Annotated in this window: 17 protein-coding genes; 12 read left to right on the top strand and 5 right to left on the bottom strand. The window is 61.1% G+C overall.

Annotated features, from left to right (window positions below; all coding sequences use genetic code 11):
• Nucleotides 1-2: 2 nt before the first annotated feature.
• The 5 genes from trxB to GC119_RS05415 form a co-directional block, all read right to left on the bottom strand.
• The gene (trxB, locus tag GC119_RS05435; protein ID WP_226829304.1) at nucleotides 3-932 is read right to left on the bottom strand and encodes a thioredoxin-disulfide reductase; all 930 of its coding nucleotides are present in this window, start codon (nucleotides 930-932) and stop codon (nucleotides 3-5) included.
• Between the two features lie 123 nt (nucleotides 933-1055).
• Complete coding sequence (locus GC119_RS05430) at nucleotides 1056-3320, bottom strand: hypothetical protein (protein ID WP_151952649.1); 2265 nt, start codon at nucleotides 3318-3320, stop codon at nucleotides 1056-1058.
• Nucleotides 3321-3373: 53 nt separating this feature from the next.
• Nucleotides 3374-5002, bottom strand: a complete 1629-nt coding sequence (gene murJ / locus GC119_RS05425) for a murein biosynthesis integral membrane protein MurJ (RefSeq protein WP_083304226.1) — start codon at nucleotides 5000-5002, stop codon at nucleotides 3374-3376.
• A 120-nt stretch (nucleotides 5003-5122) separates the two neighbouring features.
• Nucleotides 5123-7387 carry a DUF6049 family protein gene (locus tag GC119_RS05420; protein WP_151952648.1) on the bottom strand — a complete coding sequence of 755 codons (2265 nt, stop codon included), beginning with the start codon at nucleotides 7385-7387 and terminating at the stop codon, nucleotides 5123-5125.
• Nucleotides 7384-7869 carry an NUDIX hydrolase gene (locus GC119_RS05415; protein ID WP_070575992.1) on the bottom strand — a complete coding sequence of 162 codons (486 nt, stop codon included), beginning with the start codon at nucleotides 7867-7869 and terminating at the stop codon, nucleotides 7384-7386. Before GC119_RS05415 ends, GC119_RS05420 begins: the two co-directional genes overlap by 4 nt.
• Nucleotides 7870-7950: 81 nt before the next feature.
• On the opposite strand from GC119_RS05415, the gene GC119_RS05410 reads away from it, so the two are divergent.
• The 12 genes from GC119_RS05410 (at nucleotide 7951) to GC119_RS05355 (ending at nucleotide 23111) form a co-directional block, all read left to right on the top strand.
• On the top strand, nucleotides 7951-9468 hold the full coding sequence (locus tag GC119_RS05410; protein ID WP_151952647.1) for a CCA tRNA nucleotidyltransferase: 1518 nt from the start codon (nucleotides 7951-7953) through the stop codon (nucleotides 9466-9468).
• A 46-nt stretch (nucleotides 9469-9514) separates the two neighbouring features.
• Nucleotides 9515-11227 carry an AMP-binding protein gene (locus GC119_RS05405; protein ID WP_151952646.1) on the top strand — a complete coding sequence of 571 codons (1713 nt, stop codon included), beginning with the start codon at nucleotides 9515-9517 and terminating at the stop codon, nucleotides 11225-11227.
• A 271-nt stretch (nucleotides 11228-11498) separates the two neighbouring features.
• On the top strand, nucleotides 11499-13781 hold the full coding sequence (locus GC119_RS05400; protein ID WP_151952645.1) for a transglycosylase domain-containing protein: 2283 nt from the start codon (nucleotides 11499-11501) through the stop codon (nucleotides 13779-13781).
• A 3-nt stretch (nucleotides 13782-13784) separates the two neighbouring features.
• Nucleotides 13785-15056: a hypothetical protein gene (locus tag GC119_RS05395; RefSeq protein WP_151952644.1), complete on the top strand. Its 1272-nt coding sequence runs from the start codon at nucleotides 13785-13787 to the stop codon at nucleotides 15054-15056.
• 118 nt (nucleotides 15057-15174) lie between these two features.
• A complete protein-coding gene (rpsF, locus tag GC119_RS05390; protein WP_019174235.1) occupies nucleotides 15175-15465 on the top strand; it encodes a 30S ribosomal protein S6 in 291 nt (96 codons plus the stop codon).
• A gap of 41 nt (nucleotides 15466-15506) precedes the next feature.
• Nucleotides 15507-16121: a single-stranded DNA-binding protein gene (locus GC119_RS05385; RefSeq protein WP_070575978.1), complete on the top strand. Its 615-nt coding sequence runs from the start codon at nucleotides 15507-15509 to the stop codon at nucleotides 16119-16121.
• 73 nt (nucleotides 16122-16194) lie between these two features.
• Complete coding sequence (gene rpsR, locus GC119_RS05380; protein ID WP_019174237.1) at nucleotides 16195-16434, top strand: 30S ribosomal protein S18; 240 nt, start codon at nucleotides 16195-16197, stop codon at nucleotides 16432-16434.
• A 17-nt stretch (nucleotides 16435-16451) separates the two neighbouring features.
• On the top strand, nucleotides 16452-16910 hold the full coding sequence (gene rplI / locus GC119_RS05375; RefSeq protein WP_070575975.1) for a 50S ribosomal protein L9: 459 nt from the start codon (nucleotides 16452-16454) through the stop codon (nucleotides 16908-16910).
• A gap of 419 nt (nucleotides 16911-17329) precedes the next feature.
• Nucleotides 17330-18625: a shikimate transporter gene (gene shiA, locus GC119_RS05370; RefSeq protein ID WP_151952643.1), complete on the top strand. Its 1296-nt coding sequence runs from the start codon at nucleotides 17330-17332 to the stop codon at nucleotides 18623-18625.
• A 126-nt stretch (nucleotides 18626-18751) separates the two neighbouring features.
• A complete protein-coding gene (locus GC119_RS05365; RefSeq protein WP_151952642.1) occupies nucleotides 18752-19513 on the top strand; it encodes a sulfite exporter TauE/SafE family protein in 762 nt (253 codons plus the stop codon).
• A 32-nt stretch (nucleotides 19514-19545) separates the two neighbouring features.
• Nucleotides 19546-19962: a (deoxy)nucleoside triphosphate pyrophosphohydrolase gene (locus tag GC119_RS05360; protein ID WP_151952641.1), complete on the top strand. Its 417-nt coding sequence runs from the start codon at nucleotides 19546-19548 to the stop codon at nucleotides 19960-19962.
• Nucleotides 19959-23111 (top strand): DUF3427 domain-containing protein, encoded by a 3153-nt coding sequence (locus GC119_RS05355; RefSeq protein WP_151952640.1) that lies wholly within the window; start codon nucleotides 19959-19961, stop codon nucleotides 23109-23111. The genes GC119_RS05360 and GC119_RS05355 overlap by 4 nt, the downstream gene beginning before the upstream one ends.
• Nucleotides 23112-23210 lie beyond the last annotated feature (99 nt).

Here is a 23210-nt window from a genome sequence, read left to right as displayed (position 1 = left end):
GTTTACTCCTTATCGGCGTGATCGGCCAGGTACTTTTCAGCATCAAGGGCTGCGGCACAGCCGGAACCGGCTGCCGTAACGGCCTGTCGGTACACAGAGTCTACGACGTCGCCGGCAGCGAACACACCTTCTACGCTTGTGCGCGAAGACCGGCCGTCAACCTTGATGTAGCCGTTGTCGTGCAGGTCGAGCTGACCCTTGAACAGGTTGGTGCGCGGGTCGGACCCGATGGCGATGAACAGGCCAGTGACGTCGAGTTGAGATTCTGAGCCGTCTGTGGTGTTGCGGACCGTGACGCCCGTGAGCTTGTCGTAACCATGGACGGCTGTGACTTCAGCGTCGAGAAGAAACTCGATCTTGGGATCACTCTGAGCCCGTTTGACCATGGTGTGCGATGCGCTGAAACCCTGACGGCGGTGGATAAGGGTGACTTTCGAGGCGAAGCGCGACAGGAAGGTGGCTTCTTCCATTGCGGAATCGCCGCCGCCGACCACTGCGATGTGCTGGTCTTTAAAGAAGAACCCGTCACAGGTGGCACACCAGCTCACGCCTTTGCCGGTGAGAGCCTTCTCGTTGTCCAGACCGAGCTCGCGGTAAGCCGACCCCGTGGCGAGAATAACGGCTTCGGCAGTGAACTCTTCGCCCATTTCTGTGGTGAGGCTGTGCGCACCGGGGGAGAAGTCAATGGTCTTGACATCGTCGTAGAGCACTTCGGCACCGAAGCGCTCGGCCTGTTGGCGCATGTTCTCCATGAGGTCAGGCCCCAGGATTCCCTCGGGGAAGCCGGGGAAGTTCTCGACGTCTGTTGTGTTCATCAGTTCGCCGCCTGCAGTGACAGAACCGGCGATGATGAGCGGTTCGAATCCGGCGCGGGCCGCGTATACGCCGGCGGTGTATCCGGCTGGCCCGGAGCCGACGATGATGAGCTTCATATTGGTCACGGGTGTTCTCCTTGGAAGCGTTGCTCCGGCTGATCCGGCGCCTGTGGTCTTCTCCTGGGTGCAACGGCGGTGTTCGGACCGTTATTCCGCGGGTGAAACGAGCCCGGTGCCAGGTCAGCCCTTGTTGGCGTAGGCGGTGATCTGGCTGATGGCGGCCTTTGAATTGCCTTCGTAGGTGGGCAGTTCGATGATCCACACGTAGAAGCTGTCGGTCTTGACGGGTTCGTCGAGTTCGACTTCGGTGTTCTTGCCGAATTTGCCCTTGCCGACGGTCTTGGCATCTTCGGGGCTGCTGCCGATGCGGATTTCGAAAGCACCGCCCTTGGCCTTGGAATCGAGGATGACCTTGGTCAGTTCCTGTTCGTCCTTCAGCGTCAGCTGTAGGCCGAGGCCGTCTTTGAGCCCGCCGAACTTCGCGGAGTTGTAGCGGTCGGAAGTCCAGTTGTCCTTTTTCTTCAGGACGTTCTCTGCCCTGGCGTTGTTCTCCTTGCCGTCACCCTGCGGGTCCAGGGCCTTGGCCTTGGTGATTTCGATCTTGACCGATTCCGGCTTCTTCTCTTCTTCAGCAGGCGCTGTTGTATTGGTTTGCGGGGCCGGCTGTGGGGCTGCGGTGTCGGCGTCGCCTCCGTCGCTGCCGGACATGCGGAAAATGCTCACGCTGATAGTGATGATGCCGATGGCGATGAGAGCCAGGGCTGCGTAGACGACACCGCGCTTCTTCGCAGACTCAGCCTGGCTGCCCTGACTTTTCGCCGTGTTGAAGGTGTTGGATGCGCCGCTCTTTCCGGTGGCAGCGCCGCTGGTTGCAGCTGCAAGCGTCTCCGTGCCTTTTGCCGAAGTTCCGACCGATTCGGAAGATCCGGCCGATGTCGAGGTGCCGCCGACTTCCGCTGTGCGTTTGTCTGCGGTGTGCTGGGCGGGCGCTGCTGACTGTGCGGCCGGCTTTGTCTGGGTTGCAGACGCCTGGCCTTTGCCGTCGGAAGCCTGTGGTTTCTGGACCGGCTGCTTCGCGGTTTCAGCGTGTTGTTTTGCCTGTGCAGATTCTGCGAGACGGCGGGAGTGTTCCTGCAGGCGGCGTTCGTGGTCGTATTCGGCGCGCTGGCGGGCGTACTCTTGTTCGCGGGTTTGGAAAACTCCGCCCAAGAACCACGAACCGTCGCCGTCGTCTGCAAGCGGCTCTTCGGGTTCGTGGATGACCGGCATTGCCTGGGTGCTCGGCTCTGAGTCGTCGCGGTGCACGATCGGCACCGTCAGGTTCGGGTCGTGCGCACTGGCGGTGCTTGCCGGGGAGTTCTCGGCCGTCCACTCCGGTTTGCCGGTCAGCTGGTCTGGTGACAGCGGAAAGCGGGTGGCCTTTGCCATTTTCATGCGGTCGTCGTAAGGAGTGACGCCCACGCCGCTGAGACCGGCGGCGGCTCCGGAAACACCTGGACGAACGAGCCCGATACGAGCCCAGGCGTTGGCCATCTGCGCATCAGAAGCGCTGGCCTGGGGCTCGACTTCCTCCGGTTCCGGGTGGGCAGGGCCGGCGCTTTCGGCAAAGAGTTCGCTTTCGGTGCGTGAAAGCTGGGGCAGTTCGGTCAGCAGGCTCGTGTCCCACTTGTCCAGGTAGCGAACGATTTCGCTGGGGGAGCGCGGGCCGGGATCGGTGCCGCCGACAACACCGGAGATGAACACTTCGAGTTCGTCTGAAAGTTCGCTTGTAAAAGCCCCGACGGGTGTGATTCGACGGTTTTTGCGTCCGGCCGCGGGCAATCCCGCGCGGTCGTGGTCGCCAGGCCAGTGGCCGGTGAGAGCAGAGTAGAAGACGTTGATGATGTCCAGCGCGTCGCGGCGGGCTGCCCGGCTGGGTGTGAGCAGGTCGATTTCGAGGCTTTCGACAGCATCGGCAACTGCTGCATCTATGCCGACACCTCGGACAATCACTTCGCCTTCGGGGGTGACGGCAACCGATTCGGGCCCAAGCATCAGGTGGTGCAGGCCCCTTTTGTCAGCGTGGGTCAGTGCGGTTGCGACTTCCCCGATCACGGCCCGGGCCTGGTCGACGGACAGAGGACCGTTGGCGAGCATCTTCGACAGGGGTGTGCCGCCTGTGCGATCGCATACGATGTACACGAGGTCGTCCTGCATGCCGACGTCTTTGATAGCCGGAATGCGCGGATCAGCCAGCAGGGCCGCGCGATTGGCGGTGCTGAAGAGCCCGGCCGCAGTGTCTTCGCGGGCGGTGTACACGATGACGGGAGCGTCGAGAACGGCGTCGAGGCCGAGGTTGACCTGGCCGACTTCTGGATGGTCGGGAAGCCAGGGTCGGAGCACTTCAGATATGACGTAGCGGTCGGCGACGACTGTGCCGCGGTCTGCGCTTGTCAGCTGTCCCACCTCCCGTGTGTGCTATGGCTATCGATTCTAACCGGCATAGCCTGAAAACATGATCAGCGCCCGAGTTTGGCTCGCACCGTTGTTATGAGTGAGCGCAGCTCTGGAACGCGCAGCGCCCAGCAGATGCCGAAGTAGATGATCAGCATGAGCGTTCCGATGCCGGCGGCTGCGAGGAAGGCGGTCCCACGGCTTGCCCAGAAATCACCGAGTCTGCTCAGCAGGAAAGAGCCGATGACGCCGGACACCGCTGCTGCGAGGCCGAACTTGATGTGGGCGAACACGATCGTCTTGCCGCCGAGGTTGCCGATCTTCCTGTGCAACAGGATAAACGACAGCAGCATCGCGATGACGTAGCCGGTGCTCATGGACAGGCCGATGCCGGCGACGATCAGGTGGCGGGGCAGGACGAGAGCCGACATGATCACCCCGATGGAGGTCAGCACCACCTGGGGCAGATTGATCCAGAACGGGGTTTTGGCGTCTTCGTAGGCGTAGAAGACTCGTTGGAGCAGATAGTTTGCGCTGAAGGGCACCAGCCCGATGATCATGGCGATGATAACCAGGCTGAGGGCTCGGGCCTGTTCGAAGCCCGCTCCGCCGACGACCATTGCGGCGGGCCCGGCCAGTGCGATGAAGGCGGCGGTGAAGAACATGTTGACCAGACCTACGAGGTTCACACCGGTGCGGAAGCTGTCTTTGACAGCGGGGGTGTCGCCGGCGGCGGCGTACTTCGACAGCGGTGTGAAGAGCGCTGTTGCCAGTGATACCGCGACGAGTGAGTGCGGCAGCATGAAGATCAGGTAGGAAACGGTGTATGCGGCGTTGGATGCGCTGACTTCGCCGCCCTGAGACGTGCCGAGGGCAGCCGCGCGCGAAATCACGAGGAAGCCCAGCTGGCCGACGACCAGCGCACCGAAGGTCCAACCGGCGACACGCGCGGCTGTTCCCAGTCCGACACCTCGGAAGTTGAAGCGGGGTGTGTAGCGAAAGCCCATTCGCCTAAGCGGCCAGATGAGTACCAGGGCCTGCGCGACCACGCCGAGGGTTGCGGATCCGGCCAGTACGACGATCATGGGGCCGGTCCATTCGCCCACGGGGTGCTGGCCTTCGGAGCCGGGACCGAACATCCAGATGAACACGAGCAGCCCGGCGATGGCCACTACGTTGTTCAGAACCGGCGCCCACATGTAGGGCCCGAAGGAAGAATTGGCGTTGAGCACCTGGCCGAGCATGGTGTACAGCCCGTAGAAGAACAGCTGGGGCAGACACCAGAAGGCGAAGGCGACGGCAAGTGAGGTCTGCTCGGGCGACCAGGTTGACGACGAATACAGCCAGATAAGTACGGGCGCCAGGGCTGTGGCGAGGATCGTGAGCCCACCCAGAAGCAGGATCGACAGGGTCAGCAGCCTGTCGGTGTAGTCCTTGCCTCCGTCGGGCTGTTCGGCGGCGCGGACGATCTGCGGGACGAGAACGGCGTTGAGCACACCGCCGGCCAGGAGCATGTACAGGTTGTTGGGGATTTTGTTGGCAACGTCGAAGGCGTCGGCCGCACCGCCGATTGTGACGCCGATGGCCACGGTCAGCAGCATGGTCTTGGCCAGCCCGAGGACGCGCGAGACGAGCGTCCCGGCTCCCATGATCGCGGAGGATTTGGCGAATGACGCTGCTTTCGATGTGCTCACAAAACTCCTCTTCGGCTGTGCGCTGTTGTCAGGCTGTGCGCTTCTGTGTGGTGGGTGGTGTGTCTGCGCTGTTGCTTAAGGGACCGAGGCGCCAGGTGCTGGTGCCACAAGCACAGCAGACTAGTCGTTTTGGCTTTCTGCTCGTGCCACGGCTGCTTCCAGTTGGCTCTGGGGGAGCTTAGGCCGTCCGCGGCGTACGGAGAAGTACAGGCCGACGATGAACACGATCGCCAGACCGGACCCGACGATTGCGGTGCCGATGTTCTCCCAGTCGGCGCGGACGCGCACGAACATCTGTTCGTCGGTGGGGATCACTGTGCCGTCTTCGGCTACCAGGTTGACGCGGCTGGGCACGTCGGCATTGGCGATGCCTTTGACGGGGACGGTGAAGCGAGCGTGTTCGCCGGGTCCGATTGTCTGTGTGGGGGAGGTTTCGGCCTGCAGCTGTGCCGTTTCGGGGCGCAGGTTGACGGCGAGTTTGGCCGTGCGGGTCGAATTGTTGTGCACCGTAATCGGGATTGTCGTTGATTCGCCGGTGACCAGAAGGACGGTTGATCCGCGTTCAATGCCAATGCGACCGCCGAAGCCCTCGGCGGCTTGGGATGCGCTTGCGACGCATTCGCTGAGATGCTTCGGCTGGTTCTTCCAGCCGACAGACGCGCAGGTCAGAAGCATGCGCGAATCGGCTGTGCGGGCTTCGCCCGGATCGGCGAACAGCGAATCGAAGACGCCGATGTCTTTGTACAGGCCCGGCAGGGGCGCCATCGTAGGGGCCGGCAGGGTTGTCGTCTGAGCTGATTGGAAGGCTTCGCGGTCGGATTTATCGGTCTTTTCCAATTGGGGCAGGCTGATGGGATCCAGCCAGGGGAGGTCCTGTGGCATGGCGGCTAATTGTGCCCAGTCGGATTCTGCTGTGCGGCGCGGCAGGCTCATGAGGATGGAGCGCTGATCGAAGGGACGTTCGGCGGTGATTGCGGCGGTCAAAGCAATAACGCGGCTGATGTCTTCAGCTGACCTGGGCGACTGCGGGCTTGCCGCGGATGCTGCCTGCGTGCTGCTGTTTTTGCTGTCGGCAGGTCCTTCGTCCCCGGAGCTTGTCGGTGCGGTGATGCCGAGTGCCTGATTGAGGTGACGGTTGGTCACAAGCACGGGGATATTCGATCCGAGATCATCAATGGTCAGCTGGGCGCGCGCATTCGCCGTGTGAGAGGCGCTGGTCGGCAGCTGGTCTTCGCTCAGCAGCACGGCATCGTGGCCGGTGGAGTGGAGCGTGTTGAGGGTTTTGCTGTCGGCTCCGGCCGCAGCCGGCCACGCGTAGCGAAGAATCCGGTTGCTGCCTTCGAGTTCTGGCACCGCTTCTGCTATCTGTCGGGAAGCGGCCTGTGCCAAATCGGCCAGTTTGGCTTCGCCGACGGCCCGGACGCTGCGCAGGTCTGCATCAGCGTAGGGCAGCGGGATGATGTCGTGTTTGGTCAGCTCTTCGCGGAACTCGCTCCAGAAGGCTTCGAGTTCTCTGTATTCGCCCGGTGCGGCTTCGCCATTTTCGCTTCCGCCGGTGGCTTCTGTCTGTTCGGAGTTCTGATGGGCTTCAAGGGTGCTGCTGATGCTCAGCAGCAGGCGGGGGTCGACGGCGATCGCAGCGTCCGGTGCCTTTTTCATCGCGTCAAGAAGGTCGCTGAGCTCCCCTCCGGCGGCGGCTTTTTCAAGCTCTTGGGGCACGTACTTCCCGTCGAGGCCGAAGCGGGTGATGGTGGCGGGGATGACCACCCCGAGCTGCGTTTGGTCGATTTTCGGTTCTGGGTACCACGTGGTGTAGGCGGTTGTCGGCTGTTCGAAGGCGCCGGCTTGTGTCGTCACGGCTGCGCGGATGCCGCGCGGGCCCCACGCGGACAGCGGGTCTTTGGCTGACAGCCCGAGCTTTGCAGCCGGGATTGTCACGCTGAAGCGGGCCGTGGTGTTGGCTTTGATGGTCTCAGGCAGCGGGCTGGCGGTGATGGGGTCATCGCCCGTTTCCGGTTTGAAGTCCGGGGCGATGCTCGTCAGCGACCGGTGGGGGTTGGGGCTGCGCGCCCACCCGTTGACGGCTTCGGCGGAATTGAGAATCTGGGAGGACATGCCCACCTGAAGCGTGGGCTGTTTCAGTTCCTTCTTTCCGCTGCGCACGTGTCCGGTGATGGACAGGGTGCCCTTGTCATCGAGCCACGGGGTGATCGAGGTGATCTCGATGCCGGGCTCTTTCGCACGGTTTGTGCCCTGTTCTTCTGCCGAGGCGGAGGTCTGCTCCTGCGCGGGTTGGGCCTGCGCTGGGGTGGGCAGGGGAGCGGTTCCCAGCAGGACTGTCAGGGCCGCTGCTGTCGCAGCGGCGATTGGGCGAATGATCTTCATGAGGGGTATCGAAGGAGTCGTCCGGCGGCGAGGGCAATGCGGCGTTCGTTGGCGAATGACAGCCGTTCGCTCAGATCAGCGTAGGGAACCCACTCGGCTGCCACCGCCTCGTGATCGGGGTCGTTCTCGACAGTGAGTTCCCCGCCCACCGCACGCAGCAGGAAGTGGTGAACAACTTTGTGGATGCGGAATCCGGCGGCGGAGAACCAGTAGTCGACGCTGCCCAGGGGTGCGATGACCTTGCCTTCGATGCCGGTTTCCTCAGCAACTTCGCGGCGGGCGGCCTGGGCTGCTGTTTCGTCGGCTTCCAGGTGGCCCTTCGGCAGGCACCACTCGAGCCTGCCGGCCCGGTTGATGCGGGCTATGACGGCGACCTCACGGCCGCGGGATGAGAAATCGACCACGAGCCCGCCGGCGGAGGTTTCCTCCACAGCCTGCGAGCGTGCCGGGAAGGGTCCCGGTTTGGGGAGCGGTCGAATCATGAGTTCTACCCTACCGTTCAGGTCTCCGCGGGTTCTGTGAGAGCGCGGGTACCCTTGTACGGGACAAAAAAGGAGGTCTGCGTGGACGCAGCGACAGCGCACTTTCGACTGGCTGAGGCACTCGAGAAACTGGACGATGTTCTCGGTCCTCTGGGCCGGACCTTCGCCGATGCCGGTTTTGAACTGGCTCTTGTGGGCGGTTCTGTGCGCGACGCTCTGCTGGGCCGGGACATGCCGGACCTCGATTTCACGACTGACGCCAGGCCGGATGACATTGTGCGGCTGATCCGAGACCTGGCGGACACGTGGTGGGATATCGGCAAGAAGTTCGGGACCATCGGGATGGTCAAAAAGGGTCGGCAGATTGAGATCACCACCTACCGTGCGGAAGCCTATGATTCCGAGTCCCGCAAGCCGGCAGTGGCGTTCGGAGACAACCTCGATGACGATCTTGTGCGCCGCGATTTCACTATCGGGGCGATGGCCGTTCGCCTGCCCGGAGGTGTTTTCGTCGATCCCTTTGGCGGACTTGACGACCTGACCGCCGGGAAGATTCGCACTCCCGGAAAAGCGGAGGACTCCTTCAGCGACGACCCGCTGCGCATGATGCGCGCGGCCCGCTTCACTTCTCAGCTGGACTTCGAGCTCGCCGATGACGTCCGTGAAGCCATGACTGATATGGCCGGGCGAATGGACATTGTGTCGGCCGAGCGGATCAAAGACGAACTGGTCAAGCTCATCTGCGGAAAAGCACCGTGGAAGGGCATTGACCTGCTTGTTGTCACGGGCCTTGCAGATGTTTTTCTGCCCGAGGTTGCGCGCCTGCGGGAAGAAAAGGACGAACACGGTCGCCACAAGGACGTCTACCGGCATTCGCTGACGGTGCTGCGCCAGGCCGTTGAACTCGAAGAGCGCTACGCCCGCAAGCAGGCCGAAGCAGATGCCGCGGCGGCAGAAGACGACGAAGCGGACGAACCGCTGCCGGCCGATTCGCAGCTGCGGATTTCGGTCCCGGACTTCACGGTTCGCTTTGCCGCTCTCATGCACGACATCGGCAAACCCGACACCCGCCGCTTTGAACCCAACGGCGCGGTCACCTTCTACCACCACGATGTTGTCGGCGCGAAGCTTGTGCGCAAGAGGATGCGCGCACTCGCCTTCGACAACGCAACCACCAAACGGGTGGCCCGCCTGGTGGAGCTGCACCTGCGCTTCTACGGCTACGGCGACGCCGGCTGGACTGATTCTGCAGTCCGCCGCTACGTCACTGATGCCGGTGACCAGCTGACCCGCCTGCACATTCTCACCCGCAGCGACGTCACCACCCGCAACAGGCGCAAAGCAGACCGTTTGGCGCGGGCCTACGACGACCTCGAACGGCGTATCGAAAACCTGCAGCGTCAGGAAAAGCTCGACGCCATCCGGCCTGACCTGGACGGACAGCAGATCATGCAGATTCTGGGCATCGCACCCGGGCCGGTTGTAGGCCGGGCGTACAAGCACATGTTGGAGCTGCGGATGGAGAACGGGCCAACCGATTTCGACACGGCCAAGGCCGCTCTGCTGGCCTGGTGGGCAGAACAGCCGGAAGCGGGCTAGTCTTAGACCTGGCAAAGAGGCCCAGATCACAGAAGGAGAACCCCATATGGGCGACGTCACCACCACTTTCCGCGAAGCTCGCGACACGCTTCTGCGGTATCGGACCGACCTCGAAGCAGCCCGCCGGGAATTCACCTGGCCGCGCTTTGAGGAGTTCAACTTCGCACTGGACTGGTTCGACCAGGTAGCTGACGGCAACGACAATCCCGCGCTGTGGATCGTCGAAGAAGACGGTCAGGAGAACATCTACTCCTATGACAAGCTGCGCCGTCGCTCCAACCAGGTGGCCAACTTCCTCCGCGAAGCCGGTGTGAAGCGCGGCGATCACGTCATGGTCATGCTCAACAACCAGGTTGAGCTGTGGGAGACCATGCTCGCCGGAATCAAACTCGGTGCTGTGCTGATGCCCACCACCGTGCAGCTGGGCCCCATCGATCTGCAGGACCGCGCCGACCGCGGCAAAGCACAGTACGTTGTCGTCGAAGGCCCTTCGGCTTCGAAATTCGACGATGTCGCAGTCGACCTCAAGCGGATCGTCGTCGGCGGCGAACCCCAGCGCGAACAGGACCTCGCCTACGCAGACTCGACCGGCGCCTCGGAGGACTTCCAGGCTGACGGCGTGACAAAAGCCGACGACCTCCTGCTGCTGTACTTCACCTCCGGCACCACGTCGAAGGCGAAAATGGTCGCCCACACCCACACCTCGTACCCGGTGGGACACCTGTCGACCATGTACTGGATCGGCATGGAGCCCGGCGATATTCACCTCAACATCTCCTCACCCGGATGGGCCAAGCACGCGTGGTCGAACCTGTTCACCCCGCTGATCGCAGAGTCGTGCATCTTCATTTACAACTACGCCCGCTTCGACGCGGCAGCGCTCATGAAGACCATGGAACGGGTCGGTGTCACCAGCTTCTGCGCCCCACCGACCGTGTGGCGCATGCTCATCCACGCCGACCTCAGCCTGCTGCCCACCCCGCCGCAGAAGACCATGTCCGCCGGCGAACCGCTGAACCCGGAAGTCATTTCGCGCGTTCGCGCCGAATGGGGCACCGACATCCGCGACGGCTTCGGCCAGACCGAAACCACGCTCATGGTGGGCAATTCCCCCGGCCAGGAAATGGTTCCCGGATCCATGGGCCGCCCGCTGCCCGGCTATGACATCGTGCTGCGCGACCCTGCCACAGGCGAACTCGGCGACGAAGGCGAAGTGTGCGCTGTTCTCGACCCGCGCCCGGTGGGCATCACCCAGGGCTACTGGGGCGACGAAGTCAAAACCGCAGAAGCCTTCTACGACAGCGTCTTCCACACCGGGGATGTCGCAGCGAAAGACGAAAACGGCTACATCACGTTCGTGGGTCGAGCCGATGACGTGTTCAAGGCGAGCGACTACCGACTGTCGCCGTTCGAACTCGAATCCGCACTCATCGAACACGAAGCGGTTGCCGAAGCCGCTGTTGTTCCATCACCGGACCCAGTGCGTCTGGCAGTGCCCAAGGCGTATGTCGTCCTGGCTCCGGGGTGGGAGCCCACCGCGGCCACGGCGGAATCGATTCTGAAGTTCTGCCGCGAAACGCTCGCACCCTACAAGCGCATCCGCCGCATTGAGTTCACGGAACTGCCCAAGACCATCTCCGGCAAGATCCGCCGTGTGGAGTTGCGCACCCGCGAACTCGAACTCCACCCCGAATTCGGCGAAGCCACCGTCACCGCTCAGGAATGGGCGGACACGGACTTCCCCGGACTCAAAGGCTGAACCGCCTCTACTGAAGAACCCTGAACCGCCGGGCGTGACAGCGCCCGCGTGATCAGATGAGTGCCGACGGCCGGTGCCCCGCGCACCGGCCGTCGGCTTTGCCACTCGGGCAGCACCCGGGTGAGATCTGTGCGGCAGCCGGCGGCGCCTCGTGATTGAGGTGCGTCACAGAAAAAGACACGGCAGAATGAAATTCGGCACATTCTTAGGACGACTCACAGTGAACTGTGGTTGACTGAAATGATTTGATTTGTCGTATTGGGGGAAAACTGTGTCCACTGCTCAGCGAAAGGCAGCGGCAAAGAGTTCCAGTGCCGGCCGCTTCCTCAACTATCCGAGGAGGAACAAACAGGGCTGGACGCGATGGCTGCCGTCCGCTCGCCTGTGGGGCCTCGGCCTGCTCGGTGCACTCCTGCTGGCAATTGCCGGCTTCACCGTCGGCTACGCGCTCACACCCATCCCAGAGCCGAACGCTCAGGCCGCAGGTCAGACCTCGTACGTCTACTACAAGGGCGGTGACGATGTCATCGGCACCTTCAAGGACCAAAACCGCAAGATCCTCAAACCCGACGAGATCTCGCCGAACATGGCGCACGCTGCCCAGGCCGCCGAAGACAAGAGCTTCTACGAAAACCGCGGCATTTCGATCAAGGGCATCTTCCGCGCCGCGGTCGGAATCGTCACCAACGACTACGCCGGCGGTGGTTCGTCAATCACCCAGCAGTACGTCAAGAACTACTACCTGACGAACGAATTCTCCTTAAAGCGCAAGGTCAAGGAGATGTTCATCGCCATCAAGCTGGACCAGGAACTGTCCAAGGACCAGATTATGGCGAACTACCTCAACACCATCTACCTGGGCCGTCGTGCCTATGGAGTAGAGGTGGCCTCACAGTCCTACTTCGACAAGGACGCCAAGGACCTCACGGTCGAAGAAGCTGCGGCATTCGCAGCGATGATTCAGACGCCGGGGGCAAAAGACCCGGCCGAAGATCCCTCGCGCCTGCAGGACCGCTTCGACTACGTGATCGAAAACATGGTCGACCTGGACTACTTGACGCAGGAAGAAGCAGACCAGATGGAACTGCCCAAGTTCCACAAACCCAAATCAGACAACGAACGCAAGGGCCAAACCGGCTATCTGATGGATTCGGTGCGCCACGAACTGAAGACCAACGCAGGCCTCACCGACGAACAGATTGACCGCGGCGGCCTGCAGATTCACACCGGTATTGACAAGAAGATGATGAAATCGGCGGTCGAATCCGTGGAAGACCTGCCGAAACTCAAATCCGGGATGCACGTAGGGCTGTCCTCCGTGGACCCCAAGACCGGCCAAATCCGTGCAATCTACGGCGGCAAGAACTACTTCAAACGGATGCACAACTCATCCACGCAGGACACCGCGCAAGCCGGTTCGACGTTCAAACCGTTCACCCTGGTGGCGGGCCTGGAAAACGGCTTCCGGCTCAATGACTCGTTCACCGGTTCGCCGCAGACCTTCCAGCTGCCCGGCGGGGGTACATGGGCGCCGCAGAACTACGGCGGCAAGACCTACGGCCAGGTCACACTGCTGAAGGCAACCCAGAACTCGATCAACACCGCCTACGCCCAGCTCAACATCGACGTGGGACCGGAGAAGACCAAGGACGTCGCCGTGCGCGCCGGGCTGCCGGAGGACACGCAGGGCCTGGACTCCAACGCCTCGAACGTGCTCGGCACCGCCAGCCCCACTACGCTGCAGATGGCCAGCGCGTTTGCGACCTTCGCCGCTGAGGGTGTTCACCGCACACCGCACTTTGTGGTCAAAACGGTCGACCCCGACGGCGAAACGATCTACGAGGCCGAAAATGAGGGCGAAAAGAAGTTCGACAAGAACGTCATGGCCGAAACAACCTACGCGCTGACCCAGGTGGTGCAGGGCGGTTCTGCCAGCTACGCCTCGAACCTGGGTCGTCCCGTTGCAGGCAAGACGGGTACGTCGAATGATTCGAAGTCGGCCTGGTTCGTCGGCTACACCCCGCAGCTGGCGACAGCCGTGTCGATCTTCCGGTATGACGACAAGGGCGTTCCCATTGACATTGGGTCCTACGGCGGACGCGGGTCGATTACCGGTGGTTCGTACCCCACGATTGCGTGGACGAAATACATGCAGGGAGCCATGAAGGGCATGGATGTCGAGCAGTTCCCCGAGCGGGGCGAACTGCCGAATGTCCAAAAGCCGGAGAACAAGAGCGGCGGTTCGCGCGAAGTTCCCCAACAGCCGCGCAACACCGAGCGCCCGCGGACCGGGCCTCGGGATGAAGGCGGCAGCGAAAAACAGCCAAAGGAAACTAAGGCTCCGGAAATCAACACCCCGGACGAAGAGTCGAGTCCCGAAGAGGGCCGACAGTTGGAACGCCCAACCCTGCCGGAGCTGCCGGACGAAATCGAAAAGCCAAACCCGCAGGACCCCAAGGAGCGCGAGAAGCCGAAACCGGAGAATCCCAGGCAGGAGAAGCCCAAGAAAGACCCGCCGAAGGACTCTAAGCCGGATTCGCAGGGCGGCAACTGACCCGTGCTCACACCGGCTGACGTCGCAGCGCCCCTGCTCGGGGGCGGTCGAGGAAAGTTCCTCGGCGCCCCCGGCAGGGCGTATCTGCGTTTTCAGGGTGCAGCGGCGATTGCCCTGCTGGGGTGCGTCGGCCTGACCGGCATTCTGCGTCAGCTGCCGTGTATTGCCGCAGGGTGGGGCATGCCGCATGCCTCCTACCGCATGTGTGCGTCGCCTATCGCCAACGGACTGCTGGGCACCGGGTGGCCCCAAGCGCCGGGCCGCACTGGCACTGCGCTGACCGGACCTGCTGCCGAGTGGTTCGTATTCGGATTCGGCGCCGCTTTCTCCCCGACAGTGAGCATGGCGATTCTGCTGGTGCTCAACTTCGCCGCTTTTCTGCTGGCGGGTATTGCCCTTCTGCGGCTGCTGGGGGACCGGTCGTGGTTTGCCGTGTTTGCGCTTTCACCCGTGGTGTTCTTCTCAATTGGGCAGTCGCTTGACCCGGTCGGACTGGCTCTGGTCCTGTGGGCGCTCGTGCTGGTTGGGGAAGGCCGTGTGGCGGATGCCGAGGAGCCGTCTGGCAAGGGGCACTCTGCCAAGGGGTCGGAGCGCAAGCCGCTGGTGCCTCTGGCGGTGGTGGCGATCATGTTCGCTCTGGCCGCTGTCATCAGCCCGCTGGCTGTTGTCGTGGTCATCGGATGGTGCATTTCCGCGATGCTGCGCGGCTTCACACAGTCGGCTCTGACCGTCACGGGACTGTTCATGGTTGCCCTGGGGGCGCTGGTAGTGGTCGACGGCAGGATCATCGGGCGAATCCAGGTGTGGCTGACCGACGGCATTGACCGCGGCTCGCTCTACTCGCTGGCGGCCTACCGTGTTGAGAGTGCAGTTCTCAACACGTCGGCGCTGATCGTGTTCATTGCGGCGGTGGCGATCGCGGCTCTTGTGCTCTTCCTGCGTGGAGGCACCCGCGCCGACCCCTTGTCGATAACAGCGATGCTGTTGGCAGCGGCACTGTTGACGGCGCCTCGTGCCGGTGTGGGGGAGGCCCTGTGGCTGGTGCCGTTTGCAGCGGCAGCCGTGCACAGCCTCGTCCTGCATTTCTTCTGGATGCTGTCCGAGGCCGCGCTGTTCATCGCGGTCAACCTGTCAGACGCCGATGCAATCGACCCCGGCAAGGGGCTCGCACCGGGATGGCTGTTTGTATTCACGGCGCTGCGCTGGATGGCAATCGCAGGCCTGTTGGTGTGGCTGCTTGCCGCAAAGTGGCGCAAAATCAGAGTCAACGACTAAGATGGAACGGCTTGTGTCATGGGCTCAGTGTAGAACTGGGCTATGACGGAAGCACTGCACATACCCTCCTGCCATGGAAAGACCATGGCCGCTTCAGACCAAAGGAGGTGGGTTACACGTGCGTAAGTACGAGCTCATGCTCATTCTGGAACCGGAACTCGAAGAGCGTTCCGTGGACTCCACTGTTGAAAACCTGCTCAAGGTCGTTGCCGCTGACGGCGGAACGGTCGACAACGTGGACGTGTGGGGCCGCCGTCGCTTCGCCTACGAAATCAACAAGAAGACCGAAGGCTACTACGTAGTCGTCGACTTCACCGCGAAGCCGGAAACCTCACACGAACTCGACCGCCAGCTCGGCCTCAACGAGGCTGTTCTGCGCACCAAGATCCTTCGTCCCGAAGCTCAGTAATCACTTTCGAACAACAGACAGCGCTCAGCTAAGGAGTCAGAATGGCCGGAGATCCAGTAATCACACTCGTCGGCAACCTCACCTCGGACCCTGAACTTCGGTTCACGCCCAACGGTGCTGCGGTTGCCAACTTCACGGTCGCTTCGACTCCTCGCATGTTCGACCGCAAAGCCGGCGAATTCCGCGACGGTGAAACCCTCTTCATGCGCTGCTCCCTGTGGCGCGATGCCGCTGAAAACGTAGCTGAATCACTCAGCCGCGGCACCCGCGTGATCGTTCAGGGACGGCTGAAGTCGCGTTCTTTCGACACGAAGGAAGGCGAGCGTCGCACCGTTATGGAACTCGACGTCGACGAAATCGGCCCCAGCCTGCGCTTCGCAAAAGCACAGGTGTCCAAGGTCGAACGCTCTGGTGGATTCCAGGGCGGCGGTCAGCAAGGCGGTTATGGCGGCGGTCAGGGCTATGGCGGCCAGCAGACCGGCGGCGGTTGGGGCCAGCAGGGCGGACAGCCCGGTGGTGGCCAGGGCGGCTACGGCGGTGGTCAGCAAGGCGGCTTCGGCGGCCAGCAGAATGACCCCTGGGCCGCATCCGATCCCAACCAGAATCAGGGCGGTGGCGGCTGGGGAAGCCCCACTGAAAGCGAACCCCCGTTCTGATCCGCTGCTTGACTTCTAGCGCTTAGCTTTTGCGCCGTCTGTTTCGACGCATATTTTCAACAGGAGTTTAAAAATGGCAAAGCCGGAAATCCGGAAGCCGGTGAAGAAGAAGGCTAACCCGCTGGGTGCGGGTGAGACCTCCTACATCGACTACAAAGACACTGCAACTCTGCGTAAGTTCATCTCCGACCGCGGCAAGATCCGTGCTCGCCGCGTCACGGGTGTGACTGTGCAGGAACAGCGCAAGATCGCCAAGGCTGTTAAGAACGCCCGCGAAATGGCGCTGCTGCCCTACACGAGCTCAGCTCGCTGATCGGAGGGGTAACGAAAATGGCAAACATCAAACTCATCCTGAATCAGGAAGTTGACCGCCTCGGCGCTGCTGGTGACGTCGTCACCGTTCGCGCTGGCTACGCTCGCAACCTGCTTCTGCCCCGCGGTTGGGCTCAGCCCTGGACCGCAGGTGCCGAAAAGCAGGTTGAAGCACTGCGCAAGGCACGTCAGGCTCGTCAGATTGCTGACCGCGAAGAGGCAATCGCCCTTAAGGAAAAGCTTGAGGCGACCACCGCTCGCATCGAAATGAAGGCCGGCAAGGGCGGCCGTCTGTTCGGTGCCGTCACAACCACCGCAGTTGCTGACGCACTGAAGGAAGCCGTCGGTCACGAATTCGACCGCCGTCAGATCGCCCTGCCCAAGCACATCAAGGAGGCCGGTTCCTACACCGCGACCGTCCGCGTGCACGACGAAATCACCGCGAACGCCAAGTTCGACGTGATCGGCAAGGCCTGATTTTCAGGTTTTCAGCCGGGTGGGCCGGAGCACTTGGCCTTAACGGCTTGCCCTAGCCTGCTGGCTTAAAGCAAAAGCCGGGATTGACACCGTTGGGTGTTGGTCCCGGCTTCTGCGTTGTGTGGGGTTGGTGGGTTGGGTTTGGGCTGGTTGGGTGGCGTTGCTGGGCTGGACTTGCGCTTTAATGCGCTTTTGCGCGTTAAAGCGCTGCATTAGCGCGTGACTTTGCATTACTGCGTGAGTCTGGCCGTCGGAAGGGCCGCCACCACCGCCGGTAAGTCCAAGCTTTCGTGTGTCTGGCCGTCGGAAGGGCCGCCACCACCCGCAAGCCCGCCAACGCCCACTAATCGGACACTTGCCCACACCAAGGCGTGATGTCTGCCACAATGAGCCGGTTAACAGAAAAGGGAAGGGCAACTATGAGCACTCCGTCTGCAGCGCAGAGCCGCAGGGCCGCACTGGGTTCATTCGTCGGCGCGGTTGTCGAATGGTACGACTTTCTGCTGTACGGTCTGGTCGCGGCAACGGTGCTGGGCCAGGTGTTCTTCCCCGAATCAAGTCCCATCGCATCGCGGTTAGCGGCTTTTGCAACCCTGGGTGTGGGCTTCCTGTTCAGGCCTTTGGGTGGGATCATCTTCGGCCACTTCGGTGACCGCATTGGCCGTAAGCGGATGCTCGTGTGGACTATGACCATCATGGGTGTTGCCACAGCCCTCATCGGCCTGTTGCCCACATATGCGCAGATCGGCTGGGTGGCTCCGCTGCTGCTGGTGGTTTTGCGCTGCGTGCAGGGCATGGCTGTTGGCGGTGAGTGGGGTGGCGCGGCGATGCTCGCCGTTGAGAACGCTCCGCGGGGTCTGCGCGCACTGTTCTCTTCCGGTGTGCAGATCGGCTACTCGGTGGGTCTGCTGCTGTCGACCGCGGCGGTATCGCTTCTCAACAGCGTCCTGTCTGACGAGGCGTTCACGGCATGGGGCTGGCGCATCCCGTTTATCTTCAGTGCGATTCTGGTGGCTTTGGGTCTGTGGGTTCGCGCAGGGGTCGCCGAATCCCAAGAGTTCATTCAGGTCGAAAAGCGCCTGCAGCAGGAGGACGAACCTAAGCGTCTGCCGCTGCTGGAGGCGGTGCGCCGCTACCCGGCCCAGCTGGTGCAGATCATCGGTCTGCGCTTCATTGAGCTGTTCTCGATGTACGTTGTGACGACATTCGCCCTGGCCTTCGCTGTCGACAATTTGGGCTTTGAACGCCAGACCATGCTCAACGTCAACCTGTTCGTTGGCGGTTTGGGCATTCTGACGATCCCGCTGGTTGCCTATCTCGCTGACAAGTTTGGCCGTATGCGCGTGTACCTGTTCGGTGTGGTTGTCGGTGCAATCTTCGCGTTCCCGTTCTTCTTCGCCCTGGATAAGGGTGCGTTCATCGGCATTGTCATCTGCGCGATCATCCTGGTGAACATCGCCCACGATGCTGTTGTAGCTGTTCAGCAGCCGCTGTTCGCGTCAATGTTCCCGGCTGAATTCCGCTACTCCGGTGCTGGCACCGCTTACCAGGTGGCGGCTGCGATTGCCGGTGGCTTCACGCCGTTTGTTGCCACCTGGTTGGTCGCCCTGGGCAATGGTTCGTGGCTTGGTGTGGCGATTTACCTGCTGGCTGGCTGCCTCATTTCGGGCCTGTGCGGCATTTGGGTTGCGCGCACCCACCGTGAAGCTGATTGAGTGGCTGACCGGTGCCGGCCAGATGAATAACGAGGTGCCGCTGCCCGGTTGCTGAACCTCCACCTCGTGAGGGGCGTAGCCTGGGAGTGACCTGCCGGTGTCGTTGGGAAGTGGAATGCAGCGGATATGACTGTGACTGCGCCGATCGTTGTCGCGTTGATCCTGGCTTTGATTGTCGGGGTGACGATTGGGCTGTTCGGCGGTGGGGGCGGGATTCTCACGCTGCCGATCCTGACCTATGCGGCGGGTTTCCCAACGGAGCAGGCCATTGCGATGTCTTTGTTCATTGTGGGAACAACGTCGCTGATCAGCGCGGTGCGGCATGCGTTCAGCCATAGGGTGCAGTGGAAGATCGGGACGGTTTTTGCGCTCGGTTCGATGCTGGGTTCGTTTTTCGGCGGGAAGCTGTCGGGGTACTTGCCGGGGACTGTGCTCATGCTGATTTTCGGGGCCGTGATGTTCGCTGCTGGTGTCGGCATGATTCGCCGCCGTCGAGGTGACACTGTTGAACGCCGTCCAAAGGTGTGGCTGGTGGTTGTGCTGGGCACGATGATCGGTGTGATTGCCGGTCTGGTTGGTGCTGGGGGAGGGTTCCTCATTGTGCCAGCGCTCGCCCTGGTGGGCGGTCTGGGTATGAACTTTGCGGTGGCCACGAGTGTGTACATCATTGCGCTGCAGTCAGCGGCCGGTCTGCTGGGTCATGTGGGGCAGACGGAGATCCCGTGGGTGTTCACGCTGGTGTTCACGGGTTTGTCGATTGTGGGTTCGATGATCGGGGCGTCGTTCATCGGCAAAGTGCCCGAAAAGAAGCTCAAGAAGGGCTTCGGAGTGTTTGTCCTGGCCATGGCGGTGTTCGTGCTGGGCGAGCAGATTCTGTCGGCGGTCTAACTTATGTCAGTGCCTGCGGCTACTGTGTGAGCATGAGCACATCAATCCGTGTAGTCGGGGCAGTCATTCACCGTGAACGCCAAGTCTTGGCGTGCCGGCGGAAACCGGAAAAGTCTGCCGGTGGGCGGTGGGAATTCCCTGGTGGAAAGGTCGAGCTCGGAGAAGACCCTCGGGTGGCTCTAGCGCGCGAACTCAAAGAAGAGCTCGGATTGACCGATGCGGTAGTCGGCGACCTCGTCACACGCGAAGTGACCCCTGTCGGCACCAATAACATCGACCTTGCCTGCTACTGGGTGACAACCTCAGCAGATATTTCTTCGAGCACGGACCACGATGCTTTTCAGTGGCTGGCGCCCGAAGAATTTGCGACTGTCACGTGGGCAAAGCCCGATCTTCCCGCTTTGCGAACAATTGAACAGAACGGGTTCCCGGTGAAAGGCCAGTCATGAACGTTCCGGAACTACAGCCAGGCCTGTACGAAAGCCTTGTGACCACGGGGCTTGAGCGTGTTCTGCAAGAACATGAAGACGAGCTTAGAAACGCTGTGCACAATATCGATGAAGCTGACCTTCCGCACGTTTTGTCCCGCTATGTTGCGCAGCACGTGGAACAGGAACTAAAGGCACTGAAGACAACGGAGCAGCGTGTTGAGTTCGTGAACGCCATCCTCGCGAGCATTCGGTCGCTACCACAGGACGGCCAGCTGTCTACGAATCACAAACCTAGGCAGTTGCGAGGTGTGGCCCGGCCTCCTCATGCACTACCTAATCCGCCGAGCACGCCTTTGTCGGATGTCGCACTTCTTACCAACGCTAAGGGCGATCCACAGCTTGGGCCCGAAATCAGGCTCGAAATGCAGAGTGCAGATCGGGTCGACGTCATCATGTCGTTCATCAAGTGGTCCGGTATCCGTGTTCTTGAAGACCAACTGCTTGATCTGCGGCGTAGAGGAGTGCCGGTTCGCGTACTCACAACCACCTATATGGGTGCCACCGAAAAGAAGGCGCTCGATTTCCTGGTCAACAAATGTGGGGCCGGAGTCCACATCAGCTACGACAACAAGACAACCCGGCTGCATGCCAAGGCATGGGTCTTTCACCGGAAAACTGGTTATGACACCGCGTACATCGGAAGCTCAAACCTGAGCCATGCGGCAATGGTCGACGGTCTGGAATGGAATGTTCGTGCCTCGCGAGTACAGACACCGGAACTCGTCGAAAAGTTCGAAACGACTTTCGAAAGCTACTGGCAGTCGCCGATGTTCGAACCATATGACCCAGAAGCTGACGGTGAGCGGCTCGAAAAGGCGCTCAACGAAAGTTCAACGAACAAAACCCCGGTTTCGTTGTTGGCCAGTTCGCTCGACGTTCGGCCCTACCCTCACCAGGCCATCATCCTGGATGACCTCCAACACGAACGCCAAGTTCTAGGCATCCACAAGAACCTCGTGGTCGCTGCAACTGGTACTGGTAAAACCGTGGTTGCAGCACTGGATTACCGCAGACAGTGCGAAGACACCGACGGGCCGCGTCCGCGCTTGCTGTTCATTGCCCATAGGCAAGAAATCCTCGAACAATCCCTACGAACGTTCCGCGATGTCCTAGGCGACGGTTCCTTCGGTGAACTTTTCTGCAGCGGGTACCTACCAACCACATGGGACCACGTGTTCGCGTCGATTCAGTCGTTCTCAAAAGAAGAACAGCTCTCTCGCTTCGACCCAGGCCATTTTGATGTCATTATCATCGACGAATTCCACCACGGGTCGGCAGTTTCGTACAGCAGGCTCATTAGCCACTTCACTGAGTACCGCGAATTTCTAGGCCTCACCGCGACCCCCGAAAGGGCGGACGGGCAAAACATCGTTGCGCACTATTTCGGCGGCCGCATCGCTAGCGAACTCAGACTGTGGACAGCGCTCGACAACGACCTCCTGGTGCCGTTCCACTACTTCGGCGTCGCTGATGGTGTCGATGTTTCTCGCGTCCAGTTCACGGCCGGCGGATACAGTGTTGCCGGCCTAAACAAGGTATACACGGGCAATGACGCCCGCGCACGGAAGATCATTGCGGCAACTAACGACATCGTCTCTGACCCGAGCACCATGAAAGCCTTGGGCTTCTGTGTGTCTGTAGAACATGCCGAGTACATGGCGCTAGTCTTTAACGAAGCTGGAATCCCATCCGAAGCGGTCACCGGACATACGGATCCGACTATTCGGGCTGAAGCGATCGACAAACTAGCCCATGGCGAACTCAATTGCCTCATGGCTGTCGACGTCTTCAACGAAGGCTTCGACCTTCCCGCGATCGACACCATCCTCATGATGCGCCCAACCCAGTCTGCCACCATCTTTATTCAGCAGATGGGCCGCGGACTGCGCCGAACTCAAGGTAAATCTGTCCTCACGGTCCTCGATTTCGTCGGTCATCAGCACAAGGACTTCCGATTCGACATCAAACTACGTGCTCTCACGGGTCAAGGGCGAAAGAGTCTCCAACAATCAGCCAAAGAAGGCTTTCCGTTTCTGCCGGCGGGATCGCAGATCGTGCTCGACTCAGTGGTCCAGGAAGAGGTTGTGAACAACCTCAAGAGTCAGTTGGACATGAAGATCGGTGCCTTCCTGGTGGATGTTCACGAACACTCTTCGGAAATCGAAAGACAGCAAGGCCTGCGGTTGAAGGAGTACCTCGACCGGACGGATCGTGGTCTTTCGACTGTGTATAAAGCCAGCGCCAAACGCACGTACAAAGGTGTTTCTGGGCCTAACTCATGGAGGCAGTACGAAGCGTGGGCTAACACGCGACGCAGCTTTAACCCCAGTGTTGCCGAACAGCTTCTGCTTGAACGGATGCGCAGTTTCGTGCACGTTGATGACCCCGATAGGTTCCGCGGCTATCGTCGAATTCTGAACGCAGACGCCGTAACACCCGAGCTTGCGCGGGACCCGCTGGCAATCATGCTCTATTACTCGTTCTGGCCAAGCGGGCATTCGGAGGGCATCGAAGTAGGCCTCGAACGACTCCTGCGGGCGGACTATGTGCGTGACGAACTGGATCAGATCATTGAGTTCCAAGAGTCCCGTTCGCGGGTAGTGCCACAACCCTTAAGTGGTGGTCTGGAAACTCAACCGGTACGCAGTCACGCAACCTACTCACGCGAAGAACTGCTTGCAGGCCTTGGAGTGGGGTCAATAAACAGTGAAAAACCCGGCAGCATTCGTGAAGGCGTCAAATGGGTTCCTGAACTGAAAACCGACATCCTTCTGGTGACTTTGAACAAGTCGGCAGCTGACTATTCGCCAAGCACCATGTACCGCGACTACGCATTGACGGAAACGCTTTTCCACTGGGAATCGCAAAGCCTGACGCGGGCGGAATCACCTACCGGACAGAGGTACATCAACCACGAACGTGATGGTTCGAACGTTGTTTTGTTTGTGCGTGAAGCCAAGGTCGGTGAGATCGGCACCGAACCGTACACCTGCCTGGGTAATGCGCGGTACGTCAGTCACGAGGGCGAAAAACCCATGCAGATCGTGTGGGAACTTGAACGACCAATGCCAGCGCGGCTCTATGAAATCGCTAAGGCCGTTCAATAGGCTTTGTGGAGGCGGCACTCACCCCCAGTAGATGAGCGGTCCAGCGCTCGCCTGCATCTCACCTGCCGTTTCTAATACAGGCGCCAAACAGTGACCACC

The organism is Brevibacterium sp. Marseille-P9724, from assembly GCF_902500275.1.
Classification (GTDB): Bacteria; Actinomycetota; Actinomycetes; order Actinomycetales; family Brevibacteriaceae; genus Brevibacterium.
The sequence above is the reverse complement of the archived record's forward strand: the minus strand, read 5'-3'. Positions and strand labels throughout refer to the sequence as shown.